This is a genomic window from Azospirillum aestuarii, assembly GCF_016632405.1.
GTDB classification, from domain to species: Bacteria; Pseudomonadota; Alphaproteobacteria; order Azospirillales; family Azospirillaceae; genus Azospirillum; species Azospirillum aestuarii.
Window position 1 is genome coordinate 229,308 of record NZ_JAEPIV010000002.1, and the last position, 19,943, is coordinate 249,250.

General features: G+C 70.1%; 18 protein-coding genes. 14 read left to right on the forward strand and 4 right to left on the reverse strand.

The window, feature by feature from the left end:
- Positions 1-162 precede the first annotated feature (162 nt).
- Together moaA and JJL56_RS05725 are read left to right on the forward strand one after the other, a co-directional pair.
- Positions 163-1,188, forward strand: a complete 1,026-nt coding sequence (gene moaA, locus JJL56_RS05720; RefSeq protein ID WP_145622648.1) for a GTP 3',8-cyclase MoaA — start codon at positions 163-165, stop codon at positions 1,186-1,188.
- A gap of 144 nt (positions 1,189-1,332) precedes the next feature.
- Entirely contained in the window at positions 1,333-2,187 is an 855-nt protein-coding gene (locus JJL56_RS05725) for an NAD kinase (RefSeq protein WP_145622651.1), read from the forward strand.
- 21 nt (positions 2,188-2,208) lie between these two features.
- Here the strand turns inward: JJL56_RS05725 and JJL56_RS05730 are convergent, their stop codons facing one another.
- Complete coding sequence (locus JJL56_RS05730; RefSeq protein WP_200484506.1) at positions 2,209-3,075, reverse strand: N-formylglutamate amidohydrolase; 867 nt, start codon at positions 3,073-3,075, stop codon at positions 2,209-2,211.
- Positions 3,076-3,343: 268 nt separating this feature from the next.
- On the opposite strand from JJL56_RS05730, the gene JJL56_RS05735 reads away from it, so the two are divergent.
- On the forward strand, positions 3,344-4,294 hold the full coding sequence (locus JJL56_RS05735; RefSeq protein WP_247890959.1) for a M14 family metallopeptidase: 951 nt from the start codon (positions 3,344-3,346) through the stop codon (positions 4,292-4,294).
- A gap of 19 nt (positions 4,295-4,313) precedes the next feature.
- Positions 4,314-5,375, forward strand: coding sequence for an AbrB family transcriptional regulator (locus tag JJL56_RS05740; RefSeq protein ID WP_200484508.1), 1,062 nt, complete (start codon positions 4,314-4,316; stop codon positions 5,373-5,375).
- Positions 5,376-5,682: 307 nt separating this feature from the next.
- Here the strand turns inward: JJL56_RS05740 and JJL56_RS05745 are convergent, their stop codons facing one another.
- On the reverse strand, positions 5,683-6,216 hold the full coding sequence (locus JJL56_RS05745) for a CreA family protein (RefSeq protein WP_145622660.1): 534 nt from the start codon (positions 6,214-6,216) through the stop codon (positions 5,683-5,685).
- 127 nt (positions 6,217-6,343) lie between these two features.
- Here JJL56_RS05745 and JJL56_RS05750 point away from each other — a divergent pair, with 127 nt between their 5' ends.
- The 3 genes from JJL56_RS05750 (at position 6,344) to JJL56_RS05760 (ending at position 9,050) form a co-directional block, all read left to right on the forward strand.
- A complete protein-coding gene (locus JJL56_RS05750; RefSeq protein ID WP_200484510.1) occupies positions 6,344-7,456 on the forward strand; it encodes an AI-2E family transporter in 1,113 nt (370 codons plus the stop codon).
- An 84-nt stretch (positions 7,457-7,540) separates the two neighbouring features.
- Entirely contained in the window at positions 7,541-8,590 is a 1,050-nt protein-coding gene (locus tag JJL56_RS05755; RefSeq protein ID WP_247890960.1) for an SPFH domain-containing protein, read from the forward strand.
- A gap of 31 nt (positions 8,591-8,621) precedes the next feature.
- A complete protein-coding gene (locus JJL56_RS05760; protein ID WP_145622666.1) occupies positions 8,622-9,050 on the forward strand; it encodes an NfeD family protein in 429 nt (142 codons plus the stop codon).
- A gap of 365 nt (positions 9,051-9,415) precedes the next feature.
- Here JJL56_RS05760 and JJL56_RS05765 read toward each other — a convergent pair whose 3' ends face one another.
- Positions 9,416-9,832, reverse strand: coding sequence for an HRDC domain-containing protein (locus tag JJL56_RS05765; RefSeq protein ID WP_145622668.1), 417 nt, complete (start codon positions 9,830-9,832; stop codon positions 9,416-9,418).
- 215 nt (positions 9,833-10,047) lie between these two features.
- On the opposite strand from JJL56_RS05765, the gene JJL56_RS05770 reads away from it, so the two are divergent.
- The 4 genes from JJL56_RS05770 (at position 10,048) to JJL56_RS05785 (ending at position 13,086) form a co-directional block, all read left to right on the forward strand.
- Complete coding sequence (locus JJL56_RS05770; RefSeq protein WP_200484513.1) at positions 10,048-11,034, forward strand: hypothetical protein; 987 nt, start codon at positions 10,048-10,050, stop codon at positions 11,032-11,034.
- A gap of 146 nt (positions 11,035-11,180) precedes the next feature.
- Positions 11,181-11,498, forward strand: a complete 318-nt coding sequence (locus tag JJL56_RS05775) for an STAS domain-containing protein (RefSeq protein ID WP_236778167.1) — start codon at positions 11,181-11,183, stop codon at positions 11,496-11,498.
- A gap of 19 nt (positions 11,499-11,517) precedes the next feature.
- A complete protein-coding gene (locus JJL56_RS05780) occupies positions 11,518-12,780 on the forward strand; it encodes a PP2C family protein-serine/threonine phosphatase (protein ID WP_145622672.1) in 1,263 nt (420 codons plus the stop codon).
- Positions 12,781-12,873: 93 nt separating this feature from the next.
- The gene (locus JJL56_RS05785; RefSeq protein WP_145622675.1) at positions 12,874-13,086 is read left to right on the forward strand and encodes a hypothetical protein; all 213 of its coding nucleotides are present in this window, start codon (positions 12,874-12,876) and stop codon (positions 13,084-13,086) included.
- Between the two features lie 58 nt (positions 13,087-13,144).
- Here JJL56_RS05785 and JJL56_RS05790 read toward each other — a convergent pair whose 3' ends face one another.
- Positions 13,145-13,615 carry a ferritin-like domain-containing protein gene (locus JJL56_RS05790; RefSeq protein ID WP_145622676.1) on the reverse strand — a complete coding sequence of 157 codons (471 nt, stop codon included), beginning with the start codon at positions 13,613-13,615 and terminating at the stop codon, positions 13,145-13,147.
- A 603-nt stretch (positions 13,616-14,218) separates the two neighbouring features.
- On the opposite strand from JJL56_RS05790, the gene JJL56_RS05795 reads away from it, so the two are divergent.
- The 3 genes from JJL56_RS05795 to hrpB all read left to right on the forward strand — a co-directional run bounded on the left by JJL56_RS05795 (position 14,219) and on the right by hrpB (position 19,932).
- Entirely contained in the window at positions 14,219-15,985 is a 1,767-nt protein-coding gene (locus JJL56_RS05795; protein WP_200484515.1) for an ABC transporter permease, read from the forward strand.
- 13 nt (positions 15,986-15,998) lie between these two features.
- Complete coding sequence (locus JJL56_RS05800) at positions 15,999-17,303, forward strand: ABC transporter ATP-binding protein (RefSeq protein WP_345772549.1); 1,305 nt, start codon at positions 15,999-16,001, stop codon at positions 17,301-17,303.
- 88 nt (positions 17,304-17,391) lie between these two features.
- Positions 17,392-19,932 carry an ATP-dependent helicase HrpB gene (gene hrpB / locus JJL56_RS05805; RefSeq protein ID WP_200484517.1) on the forward strand — a complete coding sequence of 847 codons (2,541 nt, stop codon included), beginning with the start codon at positions 17,392-17,394 and terminating at the stop codon, positions 19,930-19,932.
- Positions 19,933-19,943 lie beyond the last annotated feature (11 nt).

Consider the following 19,943-nt stretch of genomic DNA (forward strand, 5'->3'; position numbering starts at 1 on the left):
TGATCCCCGTCAAGTCCCGGCGCCGCGCTCCGTGGTCTGCTGCGCCTGAAATTCCAGGTGGCGAAAAATCCGCAACTCGGACCTATATATCAGGATCGGGTTCGGGGTCATAATCGCCGCCCGGACTGCACGATACGGACCCCCTTGGGGAGAAGCCTGACGATGACGACCGTTCCGCCGACCGCCGCCGCCCCGCTCGTCGATCCTTTCGGGCGGACCGTCAGCTATCTGCGCGTGTCCGTCACCGACCGCTGCGACCTCCGCTGCGTCTACTGCATGGCGGAGGACATGAGCTTCCTGCCCAAGGCGGAGGTGCTGACTCTGGAGGAGATCGACCGTGTCTGCTCCGCCTTCGTCAAGCTGGGCACCCGCAAGCTGCGCCTGACCGGCGGCGAGCCGCTGGTCCGCAAGGGCATCCACGAGCTGATCCACAGCTTGGGCCGCCATGTGAAGGCCGGCGACCTCGACGAGCTGACGCTGACCACCAACGGCACGATGCTGTTCAAGTATGCCGGCGATCTGGTGGAGGCCGGGGTGCGCCGGATCAACGTGTCGCTGGACACGCTCGACCCCCACAAGTTCCAGGCGATCACCCGCTGGGGCCGGCTGGACAAGGTGCTCGGCGGGCTCCAGGCCGCCAAGGAGGCGGGGCTCCAGGTCAAGATCAACACGGTCGCGCTGAAGGGCGTGAACGACGACGAGTTCCACCGGCTGGTCGGCTGGTGCGGCGAGCAGGGCTTCGACCTGACCTTCATCGAGGTCATGCCGATGGGCGAGATCGGCGACGAGGCGCGGCTCGACCAGTATCTGCCGCTCAGCCTCGTGCGGGCGGAGCTGGCCAAGCGCTGGACGCTGGACGAGATCGACTACCGCACCGGCGGCCCGGCCCGTTATGTGCGGGTGGCGGAGACCGGCGGGCGCATCGGCTTCATCACGCCGCTGACCCACAATTTCTGCGAAAGCTGCAACCGCGTGCGGCTGACCTGCACCGGCACCCTCTTCATGTGCCTAGGCCAGGAGGACGCCGCCGACCTGCGAACCCCGCTGCGCCTCAGCGACGACGACGGGCTGCTGGTCCAGGCGGTGCGCGACGCCATCGCCCGCAAGCCCAAGGGCCACGACTTCATCATCGACCGCCGCCACAAGGGGCCGGCGGTGCCCCGGCACATGAGCGTGACCGGCGGATGATCCGCCCGCAACCGAGCGCCCTCGCGCCTCAGGCGCGGGGAGGGTGAGCGGGTTGCGTGTGGCCGTGCGTCCGAAAACGGCGCGCCCCTCCTCGACCGCAGCGGCCTTCTGCAACCGGGCATCCTGCGCTATGGTCCTCCGGACATGACCGAAACCGCCGCCAAGCTGCCCGCCGATCCGACCCTGGACCCGCTGGCACCCGATTCCTCGGCCCGCAAGCCCGCCGACCTCCGCATCGCCTTCTGCGGGGCGAACACGGAAGAGGCGATGCGCGCGCGCACCCGGCTGGTCCACCGCTACGGCAACGCGCCGATGGAGGATGCCGACGTCATCGTCGCGCTGGGCGGCGACGGTTTCCTGCTGGAAACGCTGCACCGCGCGCTGAAGCGCGACGGGCAGAACCCGCCGCCGGTCTACGGCATGAACCGGGGATCGGTCGGCTTCCTGCTGAACGTCTTCCGCGAGGACGAGCTGGCCGAGCGGCTGGCCAGCGCCCAGAGCGTCAAGCTGCACCCCCTGCGCATGAGGGCCACCCGCTGCAACGGCGAGCAGATTGAGGCGCTGGGCATCAACGAGGTGTCGATGCTGCGCGAGACGCGGCAGGCCTCGAAGCTGCGCATCACCGTGGACGGGGTGGTCCGCCTGCCGGAGCTGATCTGCGACGGCGTGCTGGTCGCCACCCCCGCCGGCAGCACCGCCTACAACCTGTCGGCCCACGGCCCGATCATCCCGCTGGGCGCCGGGGTGCTGGCGCTGACGCCGATCAGCTCCTTCCGGCCGCGGCGGTGGCGCGGCGCGCTGCTGCCCCACAGCTCCAAGATCACTGTGGATATCCTTGAGGAGGTCAAGCGCCCGGTCAGCGCCGTGGCCGACTCGACCGAGGTGCGCGAGGTCATCCGCGTCGACGTGGAGGAGGCCCGCGACGTCACGCTGACCCTGCTGTTCGACCCGGAGCTGAACTTCGAGGAGCGGATTCTGAAGGAGCAGTTCTCGCCGTAATGCCCTTCTCCGGCTTGGCCCTTACTCGGCGGCGCGGCGCGCGGTGCTGGCCTGCGCATGGGCGCAGATGCGGCGGGTCAAAGTGGTCAGGTCGGCCTGGAGCCGGGCGAAACCCTCGTTCCGCTCCAGCGTTTCCTCGTTCATGTAGAGCCGGCGGTTGATCTCGAGCTGGAGGGAATGGCGGCCCCGCGCCGGGTTGGAATGGCGGGACACCAGCTCGACCCCCTTGAAGGGATGGTTCCGCGTGACCTTGTAGCCGAGCCCGGTCAGCACCTGCTCGACCAGGGCGGTAAAGCCCGGTTCGCAGCTGGTGCCGTCGCGGTCGCCCAGCACGAAATCCATGCCCAGCCTGTGCGCCGCCCCCGGCCCGACCGCGGAGGGCATCGAATGGCAGTCGACGTGCCAGACGGCGCCGAACCGCGCGGCCAGATCGTCCATCACGCTGGCGACCTGGAAATGATAGGGCCGGTAGTAACGGTTGATGCGCTCCGCCACCTCGGCCACCGACAGCCGCCCGTCGTAGAGCGGCATCCCCGGACGGCACAGCGTGCGGATCAGCCCCATGCCGGCGGCGCTCTTCTCCGTCGGGCGCAGCGGTTCCGGCCAGCGCCCGTCGAGAAGCGCCGGGTCGATGTCGTCGATGGCCCGGTTCGCGTCGATGTAGGTGCGCGGGAACAGGGCGCAGAGCAGCGTCGCGCCATGCTCCGGTGCGTGGGCGAACAGCTCGTCCACATGGGTGTCCTCGGCCTGCCGCAAGGTCGACAGCGGGCAGACGAAGGCGAAGTCGCGCGGGTAGACGGTGCCGCTGTGCGGTGAATCGAAGAACACCGGCAGGCGCGGGACGATCGGATCGTTGCGGACGAGCACGTCCTCGATCACGAAACTCATGGCTGACCCCGGTGTACCAACTGCGCCGACGCACCACGGCACCTGCCCGGAGGGCATAGCATGGCGCTGCGGCGGATGGATTCGGGTATAGACGATGGCCGGGTGTCCGTCGACCAAAAACCGTCATACACCGGTAGGGCACCGGCAAGGCTAAGGACAGGATGGTCGAGCGGACATGGCGGGGCTGGCGCACCGCCGGACTCTCCGCCATACTGACCATTCGGCGAAAGCGCCCGGCATCGGCCAGACCCGCAGAGGCGAGATCCGCTTGACCGAATCCCTGCCACCGATCGAATTGACGCCGCCGGACATCGGCCCCTACCGTCGTGGAAACACCGGCATCGACCATGTCACGACGCTGGAGTCCGGGCGACCCGGCCCGCAAGCGGTCATTGTCTCGCTGATTCACGGCAACGAGATCGGCGGCGCGGTGGCGATGGACCGGCTGTTCCGTATGGGCGTCAAGCCAACACGCGGACGGCTGACGCTGGTCTTCGCCAACACCGCCGCCTATCGCGGTTTCGACGCCGAGCGGCCCTACGCCTCACGCTTCGTCGACGAGGACATGAACCGCGTCTGGTCGCCGGAGGTCCTGGACGGCCCGCGCGACAGTGTGGAACTGCGCCGCGCCCGGCAGCTCCGCCCCGTGTTCGACGCGGCGGACGTCATACTCGATCTGCATTCCATGACGGCGGACACACCGCCCCTGACGCTGTGCGGACGGACGGAGCGTGCCCGCGCACTGGCCCGCCGGCTCGGTTACCCGGCCTGGGTCGTCGCGGACGAGGGGCACGCGGCGGGGCGGCGGGTGATCGACTACGCGGATTTCGCCGCGGCGGACGGGCGGCGCACCGCCATCCTGGTCGAATGCGGGCAGCACTGGCGGGTTGAGACGGCGCTGGTCGCCCTGGAAAGCGCCATGCGTTTCCTGCTCGCCCAGGAGATGATCGACCCGTCGCTGGCCGACCGCCACATCCGCCGCCACCCCGATCCGCAACGAACCGTCGAGGTGACCGAGGCGGTGACCGCGGAAACCGACGAGTTCTTCTTCGACCAGCCCTATGTGGGGATGGAGGTCATTCCCCGCGCCGGGACGGTTCTGGGCCATGACGGCAACCGCCCGATCGTGACGCCCTACGACGACTGCGTGCTCATCATGCCGGCGCGGCGTCCCAAATCCGGGCAGACCGCCGTCCGGCTGGGGCGGATCGTCCCGTGACGGCGGGATCACGGACGGCATGACCATCGGACCGGGGCTTCGGCCCTTCGCGCTCGCCCTCGCTCTGGGGACGGCGGGGGGCGCGCTGTTCAGCTTTTTCCATCTGCCGCTGGCCTGGATGATCGGCGCCATGACCGCCACCACCGTCGCCGCCATGGCCGGTGTCGCGCTGCATGTGCCGAAGCCGCTGCGCAACGCCATGATCATGATCCTCGGCGTGATGCTGGGCAGCGGCTTCACCCCGGACATCCTGGGGCGGCTCGGCGAATGGAGCCTGTCTCTGGGGGCGCTGGCCGTCTATCTCGTGCTGGCGACCACGCTCGGGGTGCAGTATCTGCGCCGCGCCGCCCGGCTGGACCCGCCGACCGCCTTCTTCACCGCCACGCCCGGCGGGCTGAACGAGATGGTGATGGTCGGCACCCAGATGGGCGGCGACAGCCGGACCATGGCGCTGTCCCACGCGCTGCGGGTGATGCTGGTGGTGCTGGTCATCCCCTTCGCCTTCCAGGCGCTGGGGCTGTACGACCCGGCGCGGCGCGGCGCGCTCGGCCCGCCCCTGCTGTCGCTCGCCCCGCTGGACGTGGCGCTGCTGTCCGCCTGCGCGCTGGGCTATCCCCTGGCGAAGCTGCTGCGCATCCCCGCCGCCCAGATCGTCGGGCCGATGCTGCTGTCCGCCGCGATCCACCTCGCCGGGCTGACCGAGGGCAAGCCGCCGGGCGTGCTGGTCGCCGCCGCCCAGGTGGTGATCGGCGCATCGCTGGGCTGCCGCTTCACCGGGCTGAACATTCGCCGCATCGGGCGCGACGGGCTGACCGCGCTGGGGCTCACCGGGCTGATGCTGCTGGTCACCATGGCGGCGGCCTGGATGGTGGACGAGGCGACGGGGCTGGGGCTGGCCGCGCTGATTCTCGCCTTCGCGCCGGGCGGGCTGGCGGAGATGACGCTGGTCGCGCTGGCGCTGAACATCGACGTGGCGCTGGTCGCCACCCACCACATGGTGCGCATCATCCTGATCGTGACGCTGGCGCCCGGCTTTTACCTGCTGTGGCGCAAGTGGCGGTCCCGCCGCGGCAAGACCTGACGAATCGCCAGGGGCTCGGCCGGCCAATCCGCCGCACACGCATCTGTGGAGTTTCCGTTGCGCCCGTCCCGCACACCGTGCGAGGTGGAGGCGCGGACGGGTGATGGGTGGCCATCACCCCGCCGCTCAACAAGGAGGCTCGGAGGATGAAGGAAATCCTCGGTCTCCTGATCCTGCTGCTTCAGATCGTCAAGGCAATCCTTGATCTTCTGAACCGGCAGTGATCGGGCCGGGAGGCGGGGGATTCCGGCCCCGGCCTCCCAAGCCTGATGATGGCGCCGCGTCCGCCCGATTGCAAGCCATCCGATCATTTCACGGCAGGCTTACCCTTTTCCCATTGAGGGTTCGTATCGATCAGCGGCACGCTAGAGATGGACATCTTCGCCGAGGCGTCCTTCACCTGCCGGCTGTAGACCACATAAATCAGCGTGTCGTTCACCCGGTCGTAGATGCGGCGGATGGCGATGGACTTGAAGATCAGGCTCTTTCGCTCGGAGAAGACCTCCTCGCCTTTCTGCGACAGTTCGATGTCGCCGATCACCAGCGGCCCGGTGCGCCGGCAGGCGATGGAGGCGTTGGACGGGTCCTCGAACCAGTTCCCCTTGGTCAGCCGGTCGAGCACGCTGCGGTCGAAATCCACCAGATGGCAGGTGATGCCCTTCACCTTCGGGTCCTCGACCGCCTGCACCTGAAGCCCGTTGCCGGTCCAGTCGTTGGAGAAGCGCCCAACGACGAGGTCCTCGGCCAAAGCAGCGGTGGAGGCGGCCATCGGTGGCAGCACGGATAGCGCCAGGACCATCAGGCCGCGGCGGATGTTTATCGAAGGGAACGGGCTGCGCATCTCGTGGAACTCCGGTCATCGCGAAGCGGGGCCGCGTGGGCGCGGTCCTGGAATACCCCTAAATCGGGCGGGGGTCCGGCGCCGTCAAGCGCCCCCCGGCCCGCTACTCCCGGAGTGCCTGCCCCCGATGAGCGACCGCACGATCGATCCGCCCCTGACCCCGCCGCCGGAGCCGGTGACCGAGCCCCTGCCGCCGGCCCGGAATCCCCGCGACCCCGCGCGGGTGGCGGTGGTGGGGCTGTTCGTCATCGCGCTGCTGTTCACGCTGTATTTCGGGCGTGACGTGCTTCTGCCGATCATGCTGGCGCTGATCATGAGCCTTCTGCTGCGGCCCTGCGTGCGCGGCCTCTACCGGCTTGGCCTGCCGGAGGCGCTGGGCGCGGCGGTGGTGGTGATCACGGTGTTCGGCGCCGGGCTCGGGGCCATCTACACGCTGGCGACCCCGGCCACCGAATGGGTCAACCGGATGCCCCGCGTGGTCCATGAGCTGGAGTTCAAGCTGGGCGACATCCGCGAGGGCATCGAGCGCGCCCGCGAAGCCTCCCGCCAGATCGAGCAGATGGCCTCCGACCGCAACGGCACGGCGCGGGAGGTGGTGGTGCGCGGCCCGTCGCTGGCCGAACAGGTGCTGCACCAGGCCGAGGCGGTGATCGCCAACGTGGTGATCCTTCAGGTGCTGCTCTATTTCTTCCTGGCCCGCGGGCGGCAGAGCCTGGAGGCGCTGATCGGCACGATGAGCGACGTCGACGACCGCGTGCATTACGCCATGGTCGCCGCCACGGTGCAGCAGAACATCGCCGCCTATCTGGCGACCATCACGGTCATCAACATCGGCCTCGGCCTTGCGACGACGCTGGCGATGTGGCTGTGGGGGGTGCCCAACGCGGCGCTGTGGGGAACGCTCGCCGGGCTCATCAACTACGTCCCCTTCATCGGGCCGGCGGTGATGACGGCGGTTCTGTTCCTGGTGTCGGCGCTCACCTTCGACGGGGGCGCGCACATCCTCGGGCCGCCGCTGACCTTCGTGGCGCTGACGATGATGGAGGGCAACTTCATGACCCCGATGATCGTCGGGCGGCGGCTGGCGCTGAATCCCATCGCGGTGTTCGTGTCCATCCTGTTCTGGGGCTGGATGTGGGGCATCCCCGGCGCCCTGCTTGCGGTGCCGATCCTGGCGATCCTGAAGATCCTGTTCGACGCGCACGAGCCGCTGAAGCCGATCGGCGCCCTGCTGGGCTGATGCTGTAGCCGCTGTAGCTCTGGCCGGGGCGGCCCCGCCGTGGCATGGTCCGAGGGAGGAAACGACCGGATGGGAGGTGGGGTGATGGTGGTCAGCGGCTTGACGCTCTTCGTCATCGCGCTCCTGATCTTCGCACTCGCGCTGGTTCTGCTGGGCGTGCGGACGGTGGCGCAGGGTCAGGAATGGACGGTGGAGCGGTTCGGGCGCTACACCCGCACGCTTCAGCCGGGCCTGCATCTGATACTGCCGCTGGTCGACCGGATCGGGCGCAAGCAGAGCATGATGGAGACGGTGCTCGACGTGCCCTCGCAGGAGGTCATCACCCGCGACAACGCCATGGTCACGGCGGACGGCGTGGTCTTCTTCCAGGTGATCGACGCCGCCAAGGCCTCGTACGAGGTCAACAACCTGGAGTTGGCGATCCTGAACCTGACCATGACCAACACCCGCACGGTCATGGGCTCGATGGACCTGGACGAACTGCTGTCGCAACGCGACCAGATCAACGCCCGTCTGCTGGGCGTGGTGGACGAGGCGACCAGCCCCTGGGGCGTCAAGGTGACGCGCATCGAGATCCGCGACATCCAGCCGCCGCGCGACCTCGTGGACAGCATGGCCCGCCAGATGAAGGCGGAGCGCGACCGCCGCGCCTCCATCCTGGAGGCGGAGGGTCAGCGCCAAGCGGCCATCCTGCGGGCGGAGGGCGCCAAGCAGGCGGCCATCCTCCAGGCCGAGGGCCGGCGCGAGGCGGCCTTCCGCGACGCCGAGGCGCGCGAGCGCTCCGCCCAGGCGGAGGCCGAGGCCACCCGGCTGGTGTCCGACGCCATCGCCGGGGGCAGCGTCCAGGCCATCAATTACTTCGTCGCCCAGCGCTATATGGACGCCCTGACCGCGGTGGCCGCGGCGCCGAACCAGAAGGTGCTGTTCATGCCGCTGGAGGCCGCCAACGTGATCGGCGCCATCGGCGGCATCGCGGAGATCGCCCGCGAAGCCTTCCCGAACCGGCCGCCGAGTTCCGGAACACCCTCCGTTCCGCCGCAGGTGCCGCGCCCACCGGCGACCGACGCGCCGCGCGGACCCTGGAATCGCGAGGAACCGAACAGGAGCGATGCACCAACGCCGCCGGGGTCGTAAGATCAGGCGAAACTCCGAAGGCGGACCCGCGATGATCGAATTCTGGCACTGGTGGGTTCTGGCCGTGCTGCTGGGCGCGCTGGAGACGGTGGCGCCGGGAGCCGCCTTTCTCTGGCTGGGCGGCGCCGCGGCACTGGTCGGGCTGGTGCTCCTGGTCTGGCCGTCCTTGCCGTGGGAGCATCAGGGGCTGTTGTTCGCCCTGCTCGCCATCGCCGCGCTGGCCGGAACGCGGTTCCTGTCCCGCGGATCAGCGCATACGACGCACACGCCGCATCTGAACCGCCGGACGGCGCAATACATCGGGACGCTGCACACGCTGGACGGGCCCATCGTCAACGGCCGGGGCCGGGCGCAGATCGGCGACGGGCTTTGGACCGTCGAAGGACCCGACCTCCCCGCCGGCACCCGCGTCCGCATCGTCGGCGCCGAGGGCACTCTGCTGAAGGTGGAGAAGGCCTAGGCGCCAGCCGAACCGGCGCGTCGGGGCTTCGGCCAGATCGTGCCGGATCTGTTCGGCGTGGCGTCCGAGCCGCTGCGCCAGGTCGTCCATGCTGCCGTCGCCGGTGGCCGCCGCGCGCTCCGCCGCCTGACGGCTGAACGCCTCCAGTTCCCGCGCCATGGCGCGGTAGTCAGGAGCGCCGCTTCTCGATCCGGATGTTCCGTCCATGGCCCCCGCCATGCTGCATTGCCGCAAATTACGAGGGTATGCTGGCACAGCGTGGACGTGTCTGGAATCGGGCTTACGGCGGGTCCGGCTTCTCTTTTCGGCACAGTGGACATGGCCGCTTGGCCCTTCAGCCTATGCCATTCCGGAAAGCGGCCGGATCAGTCGATCAGTTCGTCCAGGGTCGCGCGGACGACCTGCACGATCTCCCCCCCGAAGTGACCGACGCCGAGGTCGCGGGCGCCGACGATGATGGACAACTCGCGCTCCGTCGTGGGGGCGAATCGAGCGATTTCCGGCACCAGCTCGTCCGGCAGCACGGCGTCGCGCGACAGCCCTTCGCGAGCCGCCGCGCGGTCCCGCCAACCGTTGAGGGCGGCGTTGATCGCGGCCTCGATCTGGAGGGATTCCTCCTTGCGCTTCAGGTCCTTGTAGAGCACGAGAATGCGCCAAGCGCCGTCGGCGTAGGCGGTCTCGATGCGTTGCACCTCGACCGCGCGCAGGAAGGAGGAGAGTTGCCCTTGGGCCTCGTCCGCGCTCGCGTCGGGGATCATGAAGGTGCGGATTTCGGTGCTCATCCTGTTCCTCGATGCGTGCCTCGCCTTTCGTGCAAGACTACACGAAAGCGCCCGCACCCGGCTACTCCGGCACGATCCGAACGGATGCCCCCTTCGTCATAGGAAAACATGGCGGCGCACGGGACCCTGCTCCCTCCCGGAGTGTTTGAGTCATCGGACACCGCGCATCGCTTGGGCGCGTCGCCGGGCGCACCGCTGGGAGGAGCAGAGGGACCATGACCGGGCCTGTTGAACCGCGAAAGCACCGGAAGGACCGGACCGGGCCGCAAGCGAAGCCGCGGCGTTTGTGGATCATCCTGCTGGCGGTGATCCCCGCCCTGTTCGCGGCCGGGACGGCGGGGGCCTTCTGGACCGGCTACAGCCTCCACGACCGGCCCTTCGCCTGGTACAACAGCAACCGCATCGCCGCCACGGCGGAGCGGGCGGCGCGGGACCTGTCCCCCGTCGTGGTGGTGGCGCTGGGCGACTCGGCGCTGCGCCACGCCACCCTGGACGAGCCGGGCATGGCCGCGCTGGCGACCGAGCACGGGGTTGAGAGCCTGCATTTCCTGCGCATCGTCCACGATCACGCCCGGATCGAGGACTTCGAGCCGCTGCTGAGCGAGGTGCTGAAGCTGAAGCCGGCGCTGGTCCTCCTGGACGTGGATCTGCTGTTCGCGGAGCGCAGCGATCTCGACGGCTTGCGCCGCTACGGCTCGCACCTGACCGACGTGGCGATGCTGGGCCGCCCCTACCTGCCCGACCAGAGCGCCCTGCAATACGCCAAGCCGTGCCGCGCCGTCGGTCCGCAGGGCTGGACCGACGACGCCGCCAAACGCCGGGCCGACCGCTGGGTGGAGACCCGCAACGCCGCGGTCCGGATGAACGACGACGCGCCGGCCTTCGAGCGGGTGCGCCGCTTCGCCGATCAGGCGCGCGCCGCCGGGGCCGGGATCGCCCTGCTGCTTCCGCCCCGCCCAGCGGCGGTGGAGGAGCGGCTGTACGGCGCGGGGAACGGCTACCGGCCGGCGGCGCTCGACCGCTTGAGCAGGCAGGCGGACCTCCCGTTGTGGCGTTTTCCCGACTCGGCGCGCAAAACGACGACCTTCTGCCGCAGCGGCATGCTGGGACCGGAGGGCCGCGATGCCTATTCGGCATGGCTGGCCGGCGGAATCGCCGAACGCCTGTCGCGTCCAAGGGTGGAAGAGGCCGCGCTGCAATAAAGTCCGCCAATCCCCACCGGATAACGCGGTGCCGACACGGCAACGTCATCAAAGTGCAATTCCCGGCGCCCTAGAATGCGCCGGCGTCCCCACCGGGTCCGGCCGGTGGAAGGATGCGCCTCTCTTCGGCCACGGGTGAACCACAGATGAGCGCCGCCATGGATTTCTCCGTCCGCGAGGCCCCGGCCAGCACCGAGATCGTGCTGAGCGGGCGCATGACCTTTGCCGACCACGACACCTTCCGCGACGTCATCGCCACCTTCGAGCGGCCGGCGGGGCACCGGGTGGTGTTCGACCTGTCCCGGCTCGACTTCGTCGACTCCTCCGGCCTCGGCATGTTCATCATCGCCCGCGACACCGCGCAGCGGCGCAACCTTGACTTCGCGATCCGCGGCGCCCGCGACGAGGTGCGGCGCCTGATCACGATCGCCAAGTTCCACACCATGTTCAACATCGCCGACTGAGGCGGCGGGTACGGACGCGATGGGCCACCTACGCGCCATGGCGGTGCCGCCCGGAACGGAGGGCGACGACGCCCCGCCCCGCCCCGCCCGTCCCGGTGCCGGCGCGTCGGTCTACGGGATGGAACTGGGCATCCCGCTCGGCGGCTGCCGGGTGCTGATCGCCGACGACAGCGCCTTCAACCGCAGGACGCTGACCCGCTTCCTGCAATGGGCCGGCATCACCCAGGTCGCCTTCGCCTCCTCCGCGGAGGAGGTGATGGAGCGGCTGGAGAGCTTCGCCCCCGACCTGCTGCTGCTCGACGCGGCGATGCCGCGGATGGACGGCATCGGCGTGTGCCGCAGCCTGCGCGGCGACCCGCGCTGGCGCGACCTGCCGATCCTCATGCAAAGCGCGCTGCATTCCGACCAGATGAGAACGGTCTGCTTCAGCGCCGGGGCGACCGATCTGATCGCCAAGCCGATCAACCCCGGCGAATGCATCGCCCGCGTGCGCTACCACCTGGAACGCCGGTCGATGGTGCAGGAGCTGCGCGCCTTCCACGAGCGGGTGGAGCGCGACCTGCGGCAGGCCCGCGCCATGCAGCTCGCCCTGGTCCCGGAAGCGGCGGAGCTGGCCGCCCTCGCCGAGCGGAACGGGCTGACGGTGGATTCGGTCTTCCGCGCGTCGGACGAGATCGGCGGCGACTTCTGGACGGCCTTCGCGATCGACGGGACCCGCGTCGGGGTCTTCGCCGCCGACCTGTCGGGCCACGGCATCGCCGCGGCGATCAACGCCTTCCGCCTGCACACGCTGCTCACCCGCACCCCGCCGGAGGAGGTGCGCGACCCCGCCCGCCTGTTGCGCCAGCTGAACCTGCGGCTGTGCGAGATCCTGCCGCTGGGCCAGTTCGCCACCGCCTTCTATGGGGTGATCGACCGCGCCGCCGACACGCTGCTCTACGCCGCCGCCGCCGCGCCCAGCCCTCTCCTGGCGACCAACTTCGGCTTCCAGCCGCTGGACGCCTCCGGCCCGCTTCTCGGCGCCTTCCCGGACTCGGCCTACACGAATCACCGCGTTCCGCTGCGGCGCGGCGACAGCCTGTTCCTCTATTCCGACGGGCTGAGCGAGGCCAGGGACGCCAAGGGCGCCATGCTGGGCGAGGACGGTCTGCTCCGTCTGGCCGAGCGCGCGGCGGCGGACGCCCCCGACCGCCCCCTGCCCACCCTGATGGCCCGCCACGCCGCGATCCATGGCGAACACTTGAACGACGACGTGACCGCGCTCTGGATCACCCGCCGCTGACGCGCCGCAGCAATTTATCCATTGGCCCCATACCCTTATTCGAGTTATGGATATTGCTGCGTCGGGCGACGTGTAACAGGAGACGGAACGGATATGGCTTCGATCATGATCAAGAAGGCCGGCGAGGGCCTGATTTCCCAGGCTCACCGCAACGCCGACGTTGGCCCGACCAGCGGCAGCTCGGTCGTGTACGAAATTCTCAACGTGCCGGCGGGCGTGTCGGTGGACGACGTCATCGCCTCCTTCAAGACCTTCAAGCCGGCGGACACGAAGTACGAGTACGACTACGCCGAACTGACCAAGTAAGGCGCGCGCCCGTCCTTCCCGCGGTTCCCGCAAGGGCGGAAACCGCGGGAAACGGCCCTTACACTTTCTTGGGGAAGCGCTCGATCCAGCGCTCCAGTTCCGCCACATGCTCCGCCTCTTCGGAGGCGAATTCCTCGGCCATCATGCGGACCTCCGGGTCCGTGGTGGAGGCCGCCACGTCGGCGTAGAAGGCGTGCCCGCGCTTCTCGCTGTCGAGCGCCAGATCCAGCGCGTAATCCACCGTCATCAGATAGTGCGAGCCTTCCATGGAGGCCGCTTCCGGGCTTTCGTCGTCCGGCCATTGGAAATCGTCCGGGGCGAGCGCCGGCACGTCGCGGAAGGCGGAGCGCTTGCGGGCGTCCGCCAGATGCAGGCGCGAGAACTCGGCCATCTTGGCGAAGAAGGCCGCGACGTCCGCGTTGCCGTAGGTCTTCATGGCCTCCGACAGGTCGGCGAAACGGTTGGCGGCGTCCTCCTCCAGCGCGCAGGCGTGGGCGAGGAACAGGGCGGGGTCGTGAATGTTGGCCATGGGGTCCCGAGATCGTTAAGTCACAAATGGATTGTGGTTATTTGAACCATAACGCCTTGTTGCGAAAGGATCTCGGCATCGCTGGCCGGTTGCGGGCTTCTGCGACACTTTGACACGCCCTCGGGGGCCTGCGCCGGGCGGCGCGCCCCTGCTCCAACGGCGATGGCGGGAAACATGAAACCTCTGCCATGATCGCCGGGAAACGCCGCCGTGCGCTTGACCGGTTCCAGCCGCAGGAGTAGATGAGCGACAACGTCACCGCATGATTGGCGGGCGTCCGGATGCGTGGTCCGGCCCCACGCCGAGAAAGCAAGAGATGGACAGCTCCAGTCGTCGACCCCGAACAACCTTCGGTTCTCCGCCGATCCTGGGCTGACCCTTTCGCAGGTTCGCCATGGCCGGCCGCGATGCCGACAGCCGCACAGGTGAACCATGGTGAATCCTTTCATCACCATTCCGATGCCGTTCCGCGCGCCCGCATCGGGCTGACCGCCATCCACCTTTGACGCCCTCTCGCCGCCGCATGGCGCAGGGTGCCTGCACACGCCGATTGCGCATGCCGAACGCGGCCGGACGCCAGCCCGGCCGCAGGATGGAGGGGCCATGGTCTGGACCCAGACAAGCGTTTCCGTGAAGGCGACGACCGCCACGCCCAACCGCTGGGATCTCGTGGCCCTGCCGCTGGTCGTCGGCCTTCTCGCGCTGGCCGCCGCCGGCGGTCACCAGATGACCGCCCCACTGACCAGCCTCGACACGCCGGCCGTCTCGCTCGACCCCTGGAACCTTCCGGACTACGCGCTGCGCTCGACGATGCGCATGCTGGCGGCGATGGCGGCCTCGCTGCTGTTCACCTTCACCTACGCCACCCTGGCGGCCAAGAGCCGCCGGGCCGGCATGGTGCTGATCCCCGTGCTGGACGTGCTCCAGTCGGTGCCGGTGCTCGGCTACATCTCCTTCACGGTGGTCTTCTTCCTGTCGCTGTTTCCCGGCAGCGTGCTGGGCGCCGAATGCGCGGCGATCTTCGCCATCTTCACCAGCCAAGCCTGGAACATGACCTTCAGCCTCTACCAGTCGCTGCGGTCGGTGCCGCGCGATCTGGACGAGGCGGCCACCAGCTTCCGCTTCTCCGGCTGGCAGCGCTTCTGGCGGCTGGAGGCGCCCTTCGCCATGCCGGGGCTGGTCTGGAACATGATGATGTCGATGTCCGGCGGCTGGTTCTTCGTCGTCGCGTCGGAGGCGATTACGGTCGGCGACCGGACCGTCACGCTGCCCGGCATCGGCTCCTATCTGGCCGAGGCCATCGCGCAGAAGAATCTCGGCGCCGTCGGCTGGGCGGTGCTGGCGATGCTGGCGGTCATCCTGCTCTACGACCAGTTCCTGTTCCGCCCGCTGGTCGCCTGGGCCGACAAGTTCCGCTTCGAGCAGACTGGCGCGCAGGAGGCGCCCGAGTCCTGGGTGCTGCGGCTGTTCCAGCGCACCCGCTTCTGCCGGGCGATGCTGGCGCCGGTCGAGTCCCTGCTCGACCGGGTGGCGTGGCTGCGCCTGTCGCCCCTCTCCTCTCTCGCCGCCGCCCTGCCCCCGGCCCTGAAGCGCCGGGTCGCCGCCCCACTCTCCCCCGCGTTCGACCGGGCGCTTGATCGGGGGTGGTACGCGGTCGTCGCAGCGGCGGCGCTCGCCCTGGGCTCGACCCTGGTGACCTTCATCGCCGGCGGGGCCGGCTGGGGCGACGTCGGCACCGTGCTGCTGCTCGGGGCGGCGACGCTGCTGCGCGTCGTGGTGCTGATCGCCATCGCCTCGCTCGTCTGGGTGCCGCTCGGCGTGCTGATCGGGCTGCGCCCGCGCCTCGCCGAGACGGTCCAGCCGATGGCGCAGTTCCTGGCGGCCTTCCCGGCCAACCTTCTGTTCCCGGTCGCCGTCGTCACCATCCTGCGCTTCGACCTGAACCCGGACGTCTGGCTCAGCCCGCTGATGATCCTGGGCACGCAGTGGTACATCCTGTTCAACGTCATCGCCGGAACCTCCGCCTTCCCCAGCGACCTCAAGGAGGCGGCCTCCAGCTTCCGCATTCGCGGCTGGCAGTGGTGGCGCGACGTCATGCTGCCCGGCGTCTTCCCCTATTACCTGACCGGTGCGGTGACCGCGGCGGGCGGCTCGTGGAACGCCAGCATCGTCGCCGAGGCGGTGCGCTGGGGCGACGCCGAGGTCACCGCGCACGGGCTGGGCAGCTACATCGCCCAGGCGACCGCCACGGGCGACTACCCGCGCATCGTGCTCGGCATCGCCGTGATGTCCCTGTTCGTCACCCTGCTCAACCGGCTGCTCTGGCGTCCGCTGTACGGCTACGCCGAACGCCGCCTGCGCCTTGCCTGACGGAGGCCGTATCGTGACGCAGAATCCGACTCTCTTCGAACTCCGCGGCGTCCGGCAGGCCTACCGCAAGCCGTCCGGCCAGCAGTATGTCGTGCTCGACGGCGTGGACCTGACGCTGCGCGACGGCGAGATCGTCGGGCTGCTCGGCCGCTCCGGCTCGGGCAAGTCCACGCTGCTGCGCATCGTCGCCGGGCTGGCGCGGCCGACCTCCGGCGAGGTTCTGCATCACGGCGCGGCGGTGGCCGGGCCGACCGACGGGGTGGCGATGGTGTTCCAGTCCTTTGCGCTGTTCCCCTGGCTGACCGTCGAGGAGAATGTGCTGGCCGGGCTGAAGGCGCTGCGCGTTCCCGGAAAGGAAGCGGCGGCGCGCGCCGGGGAGGCCATCGACCTGATCGGGCTGTCGGGCTTCGAGAACGCCTACCCCAAGGAGCTGTCCGGCGGGATGCGCCAGCGCGTCGGCTTCGCCCGCGCGCTGGTGGTCCAGCCGGAGATCCTGCTGATGGACGAGCCCTTCTCGGCGCTCGACGTGCTGACGGCGGAGACGCTGCGCACCGACCTGCTCGACCTGTGGATGGAGCGCAAGCTGCCGACCCGGTCGATCCTGATGGTCACCCACAACATCGAGGAGGCGGTGCTGATGTGCGACCGCATCCTGGTCTTCGCCTCCAATCCGGGCCGCGTGGCGGCGGAGATCCGGGTGGACATCCCGCACCCGCGCAACCGGCTGGCCCAGGACTTCCGCGATCTGGTCGACGACATCTACGGCCGGATGACCGCGCGCAAGCCGCCGGCCGCCGCGGCGGCGGCAACCGGGCGCCCGCGGCCGGTTTACGCCGAGGCGCTCCAGCCCGTCTCGACCAACCGGCTGTCCGGCCTACTGGAGACGCTGGCCGCCCCGCCCTACCACGGCAAGGCGGACCTGCCGCACCTCGCGGCGGCGCTGCGGCACGAGATCGACGACCTCTTCCCCATCGCCGAGACGCTCCAGATGCTCGGCTTCGCCGAGGTGGCGGAGGGCGACATCCGGCTGACCGAGCCGGGCCGCCTGTTCGCCGAGGCCGGGATGGGCGACCGCAAGGCCCTGTTCGCCGAGCATCTGGTCCATTTCGTGCCGCTCGCCGCGCACATCCACGCCGCCCTGTCGGAACGCCCCGACCACCGCGTTCCCTACGCCCCGTTCGCCCGCGAACTGGAGGCCTTCATGAGCGAGGATTATGCGGAGGCGACGCTGAACGCCGTGACCGGCTGGGCCCGCTACGCCGAGCTGTTCACCTACGACGGCGAGGCCGGAGTCTTCTGCAAGGAGGAGGCCGAATAGCCGGGGCGTCCCGGCGGAAGGCTTGACCGGGGCGCCCGCCGCTGCCAGGAACACGGGCAGCGCCCTTCGCCACCGGTTCACAGAATTCATGAGCATCCCGCCCCTTCCCATCGACCCCGTGCTTCCCGAGCTGCTGGCCGCGCTGGACGGGCGCGGCGTGGCGGTGCTCCAGGCGCCACCGGGGGCCGGCAAGACGACCCGCGTGCCGCTGGCCCTGCTCGACCGCCCTTGGCTGGCCGGGCGCAAGGTGATCGTGCTGGAGCCGCGGCGGCTGGCCGCCCGCGCCGCCGCCCGCCGCATGGCCGCGATGCTGGGGGAAGGCGTCGGCGAGACGGTCGGCTACCGCGTGCGGCTGGACACGAAGGTCGGTCCGAAGACCCGGATCGAGGTGGTGACCGACGGCCTGTTCCTGCGCCAGCTTCAGGAGGACCCCGAGCTGCCGACGGTGGGCGCCGTGCTGTTCGACGAGTTCCACGAGCGCGGCATCGACAGCGATCTGGCCCTGGCGCTGGTGCAGGAGGCGCGCGGCGCGCTGCGCGACGACCTGCGGCTGGTGGTGATGTCAGCGACGCTGGACGGCGCCCCCGTCGCCGCCCTGCTGGGCGACGCCCCGATGGTGACCAGCGAGGGCCGCGCCTTCCCGGTTGAGACCCGCTACCTCGAGTCTCCGGCTACCGGCACCCGCGTCGAGGACGCCGTGGCCGCCGCCGTCCGCCGCGCGGTGCGGGAGGAAAGCGGCAACGCGCTGGTCTTCCTGCCCGGCGCCGGGGAGATCCGGCGGGTGCAGAGCCTTCTGGAGTCGGCGGACCTCGGCCCCGGCACGGTGATCGCCCCGCTCTACGGCGACCTGACGGCGGACGCCCAGGACCGCGCCATCGCCCCCAGCCCGCCGGGCACGCGCAAGATCGTGCTCGCCACCCCCATCGCCGAGACCAGCCTGACCATCGAGGGCATCCGCATCGTGGTGGACGGCGGGCTGATGCGCGTCCCCCGCTTCGACCCGCGCAGCGGCATGACGCGGCTGGTCACCGCCAAGGTCTCCCAGGCCTCGGCGGAGCAGCGGCGGGGCCGCGCCGGCCGCCTGGAGCCCGGCGTCTGCTACCGCCTGTGGCCGGAGCCGTCGCACAAGGCGCTGGCCGCCTTCACCCCGCCGGAGATCATGGACGCCGACCTCGCCCCGCTGGCGCTGGAGCTGGCGGTGTGGGGCGTGTCCGACCCGTCGTCGCTCGCCTGGCTCGACCCGCCGCCCGCCGCCGCCATGGCCCAGGCGCGGGAACTGCTGCGCGAGCTGGGGGCGTTGGACGCCGATGGCGGCATCACCGCCCACGGCCGCCGCATGGCCGGCTTCGGCGTGCATCCCCGGCTGGCCCACATGATGCTGAAGGGCAAGGCGATGGGGCTGGGTGCGCTGGCCTGCGAGGTTGCCGCCCTGCTCGGCGAGCGTGACATCGTCCGCGCCCAGCCCGGCTTCCGCGACGCCGACCTGCGGCTGCGCGTGGAACTGCTGCGCGGGCTGGACGATGAAGGCCGGGTGCGCGGCGCCGGGCGCGGCCTGACGGTGGAGCGCGGCGGCGCCCAGCAGGCGTTGAAGCAGGCCCGCAACTGGAAGCGCCAGCTGGGCGTGAAGGGGAATGGCGGCGATCTCGGCGCCACTGGCCTGCTGGTCGCCCTGGCCTACCCCGACCGCATCGGCCAACGCCGCCCCGGAGGAAGCGCGGGCGGGGCCGCCGCGCAATACCGGCTGTCCAACGGGCGGGGCGCCTATTTCCAAGACGCCGAGCCGCTGAGCGCCGAGGACTGGCTGGCCGTCGCCGACCTGGACGGGGCGGCCCGCGAGTCGCGCATCTTCCTCGCCGCCCCGCTCTCCCTGGCGGAACTGGAGGAGGCCTTCGCCGAGCACATCCGCGGCGAGACGCTGGTCGCCTGGGACGGGCGGGAGCAGACGGTGCTGGCCCGCCGCCGCCGCATGCTGTTCGCCCTGGCGCTGGAGGACAAGCGCCTGCCCAACCCGCCCGCCGAGGCCATCGCCGCCGCCATGCTGGAGGGAATCCGGGAAATGGGGCTGACCGCCCTGCCCTGGTCCGACGAGCTGCGCAAGTGGCAGACGCGCGTGCTGTTCCTGCGCCGCCGCGAGGGGGAGGAATGGCCGGACGTCTCCGACGCCGCCCTGCTGGAGACGATGGAGGAGTGGCTGGCGCCCTTCCTGAACGGCGCGTCGCGCCGCGCCCATCTGGACCGGGTGGAGCTGGGCAACGCGCTGCGCGGGCTGCTGCCCTGGGCGATGCAGCAGCGGCTGGACAAGGAGGCGCCGACCCATGTGGAGGTGCCCAGCGGTTCCCGCATCCCCATCGACTACAGCGGGGACGAGCCGGTGCTGGCCGTGCGGCTGCAGGAAATGTTCGGGCTGGCCGAGACGCCGCGCATCGCCGGCGGGCGGGTGCCGCTGCTGCTCCATCTGCTGTCCCCGGCCCGCCGCCCGGTGCAGGTGACGCGCGACCTCGCCAGCTTCTGGGCCAACGCCTACAAGGCGGTGAAAGCCGACCTCAAGGGGCAGTATCCCAAGCATTATTGGCCCGACAACCCGCTGGAGGCCGAACCCACGGCGCGGGCGAAACCACGCGGACGGTAACGGAAAGGCGG

What these genes read in the sequence shown, in the direction of transcription:
- JJL56_RS05760 (WP_145622666.1), top strand. Translation starts at nt 8,622, where the DNA reads ATGATCGAATTCTGGCACTGGTGGGTTCTGGCCGTGCTGCTGGGCGCG.
- JJL56_RS05795 (WP_200484515.1), top strand. Translation starts at nt 14,219, where the DNA reads ATGGTCTGGACCCAGACAAGCGTTTCCGTGAAGGCGACGACCGCCACG.
- JJL56_RS05775 (WP_236778167.1), top strand. Translation starts at nt 11,181, where the DNA reads ATGAGCGCCGCCATGGATTTCTCCGTCCGCGAGGCCCCGGCCAGCACC.
- JJL56_RS05745 (WP_145622660.1), bottom strand. Translation starts at nt 6,216, where the DNA reads ATGCGCAGCCCGTTCCCTTCGATAAACATCCGCCGCGGCCTGATGGTC.
- JJL56_RS05750 (WP_200484510.1), top strand. Translation starts at nt 6,344, where the DNA reads ATGAGCGACCGCACGATCGATCCGCCCCTGACCCCGCCGCCGGAGCCG.
- JJL56_RS05780 (WP_145622672.1), top strand. Translation starts at nt 11,518, where the DNA reads ATGGGCCACCTACGCGCCATGGCGGTGCCGCCCGGAACGGAGGGCGAC.
- JJL56_RS05790 (WP_145622676.1), bottom strand. Translation starts at nt 13,615, where the DNA reads ATGGCCAACATTCACGACCCCGCCCTGTTCCTCGCCCACGCCTGCGCG.
- JJL56_RS05725 (WP_145622651.1), top strand. Translation starts at nt 1,333, where the DNA reads ATGACCGAAACCGCCGCCAAGCTGCCCGCCGATCCGACCCTGGACCCG.
- JJL56_RS05785 (WP_145622675.1), top strand. Translation starts at nt 12,874, where the DNA reads ATGGCTTCGATCATGATCAAGAAGGCCGGCGAGGGCCTGATTTCCCAG.
- JJL56_RS05755 (WP_247890960.1), top strand. Translation starts at nt 7,541, where the DNA reads ATGGTGGTCAGCGGCTTGACGCTCTTCGTCATCGCGCTCCTGATCTTC.
- JJL56_RS05765 (WP_145622668.1), bottom strand. Translation starts at nt 9,832, where the DNA reads ATGAGCACCGAAATCCGCACCTTCATGATCCCCGACGCGAGCGCGGAC.
- JJL56_RS05740 (WP_200484508.1), top strand. Translation starts at nt 4,314, where the DNA reads ATGACCATCGGACCGGGGCTTCGGCCCTTCGCGCTCGCCCTCGCTCTG.
- JJL56_RS05770 (WP_200484513.1), top strand. Translation starts at nt 10,048, where the DNA reads ATGACCGGGCCTGTTGAACCGCGAAAGCACCGGAAGGACCGGACCGGG.
- JJL56_RS05730 (WP_200484506.1), bottom strand. Translation starts at nt 3,075, where the DNA reads ATGAGTTTCGTGATCGAGGACGTGCTCGTCCGCAACGATCCGATCGTC.
- hrpB (WP_200484517.1), top strand. Translation starts at nt 17,392, where the DNA reads ATGAGCATCCCGCCCCTTCCCATCGACCCCGTGCTTCCCGAGCTGCTG.
- moaA (WP_145622648.1), top strand. Translation starts at nt 163, where the DNA reads ATGACGACCGTTCCGCCGACCGCCGCCGCCCCGCTCGTCGATCCTTTC.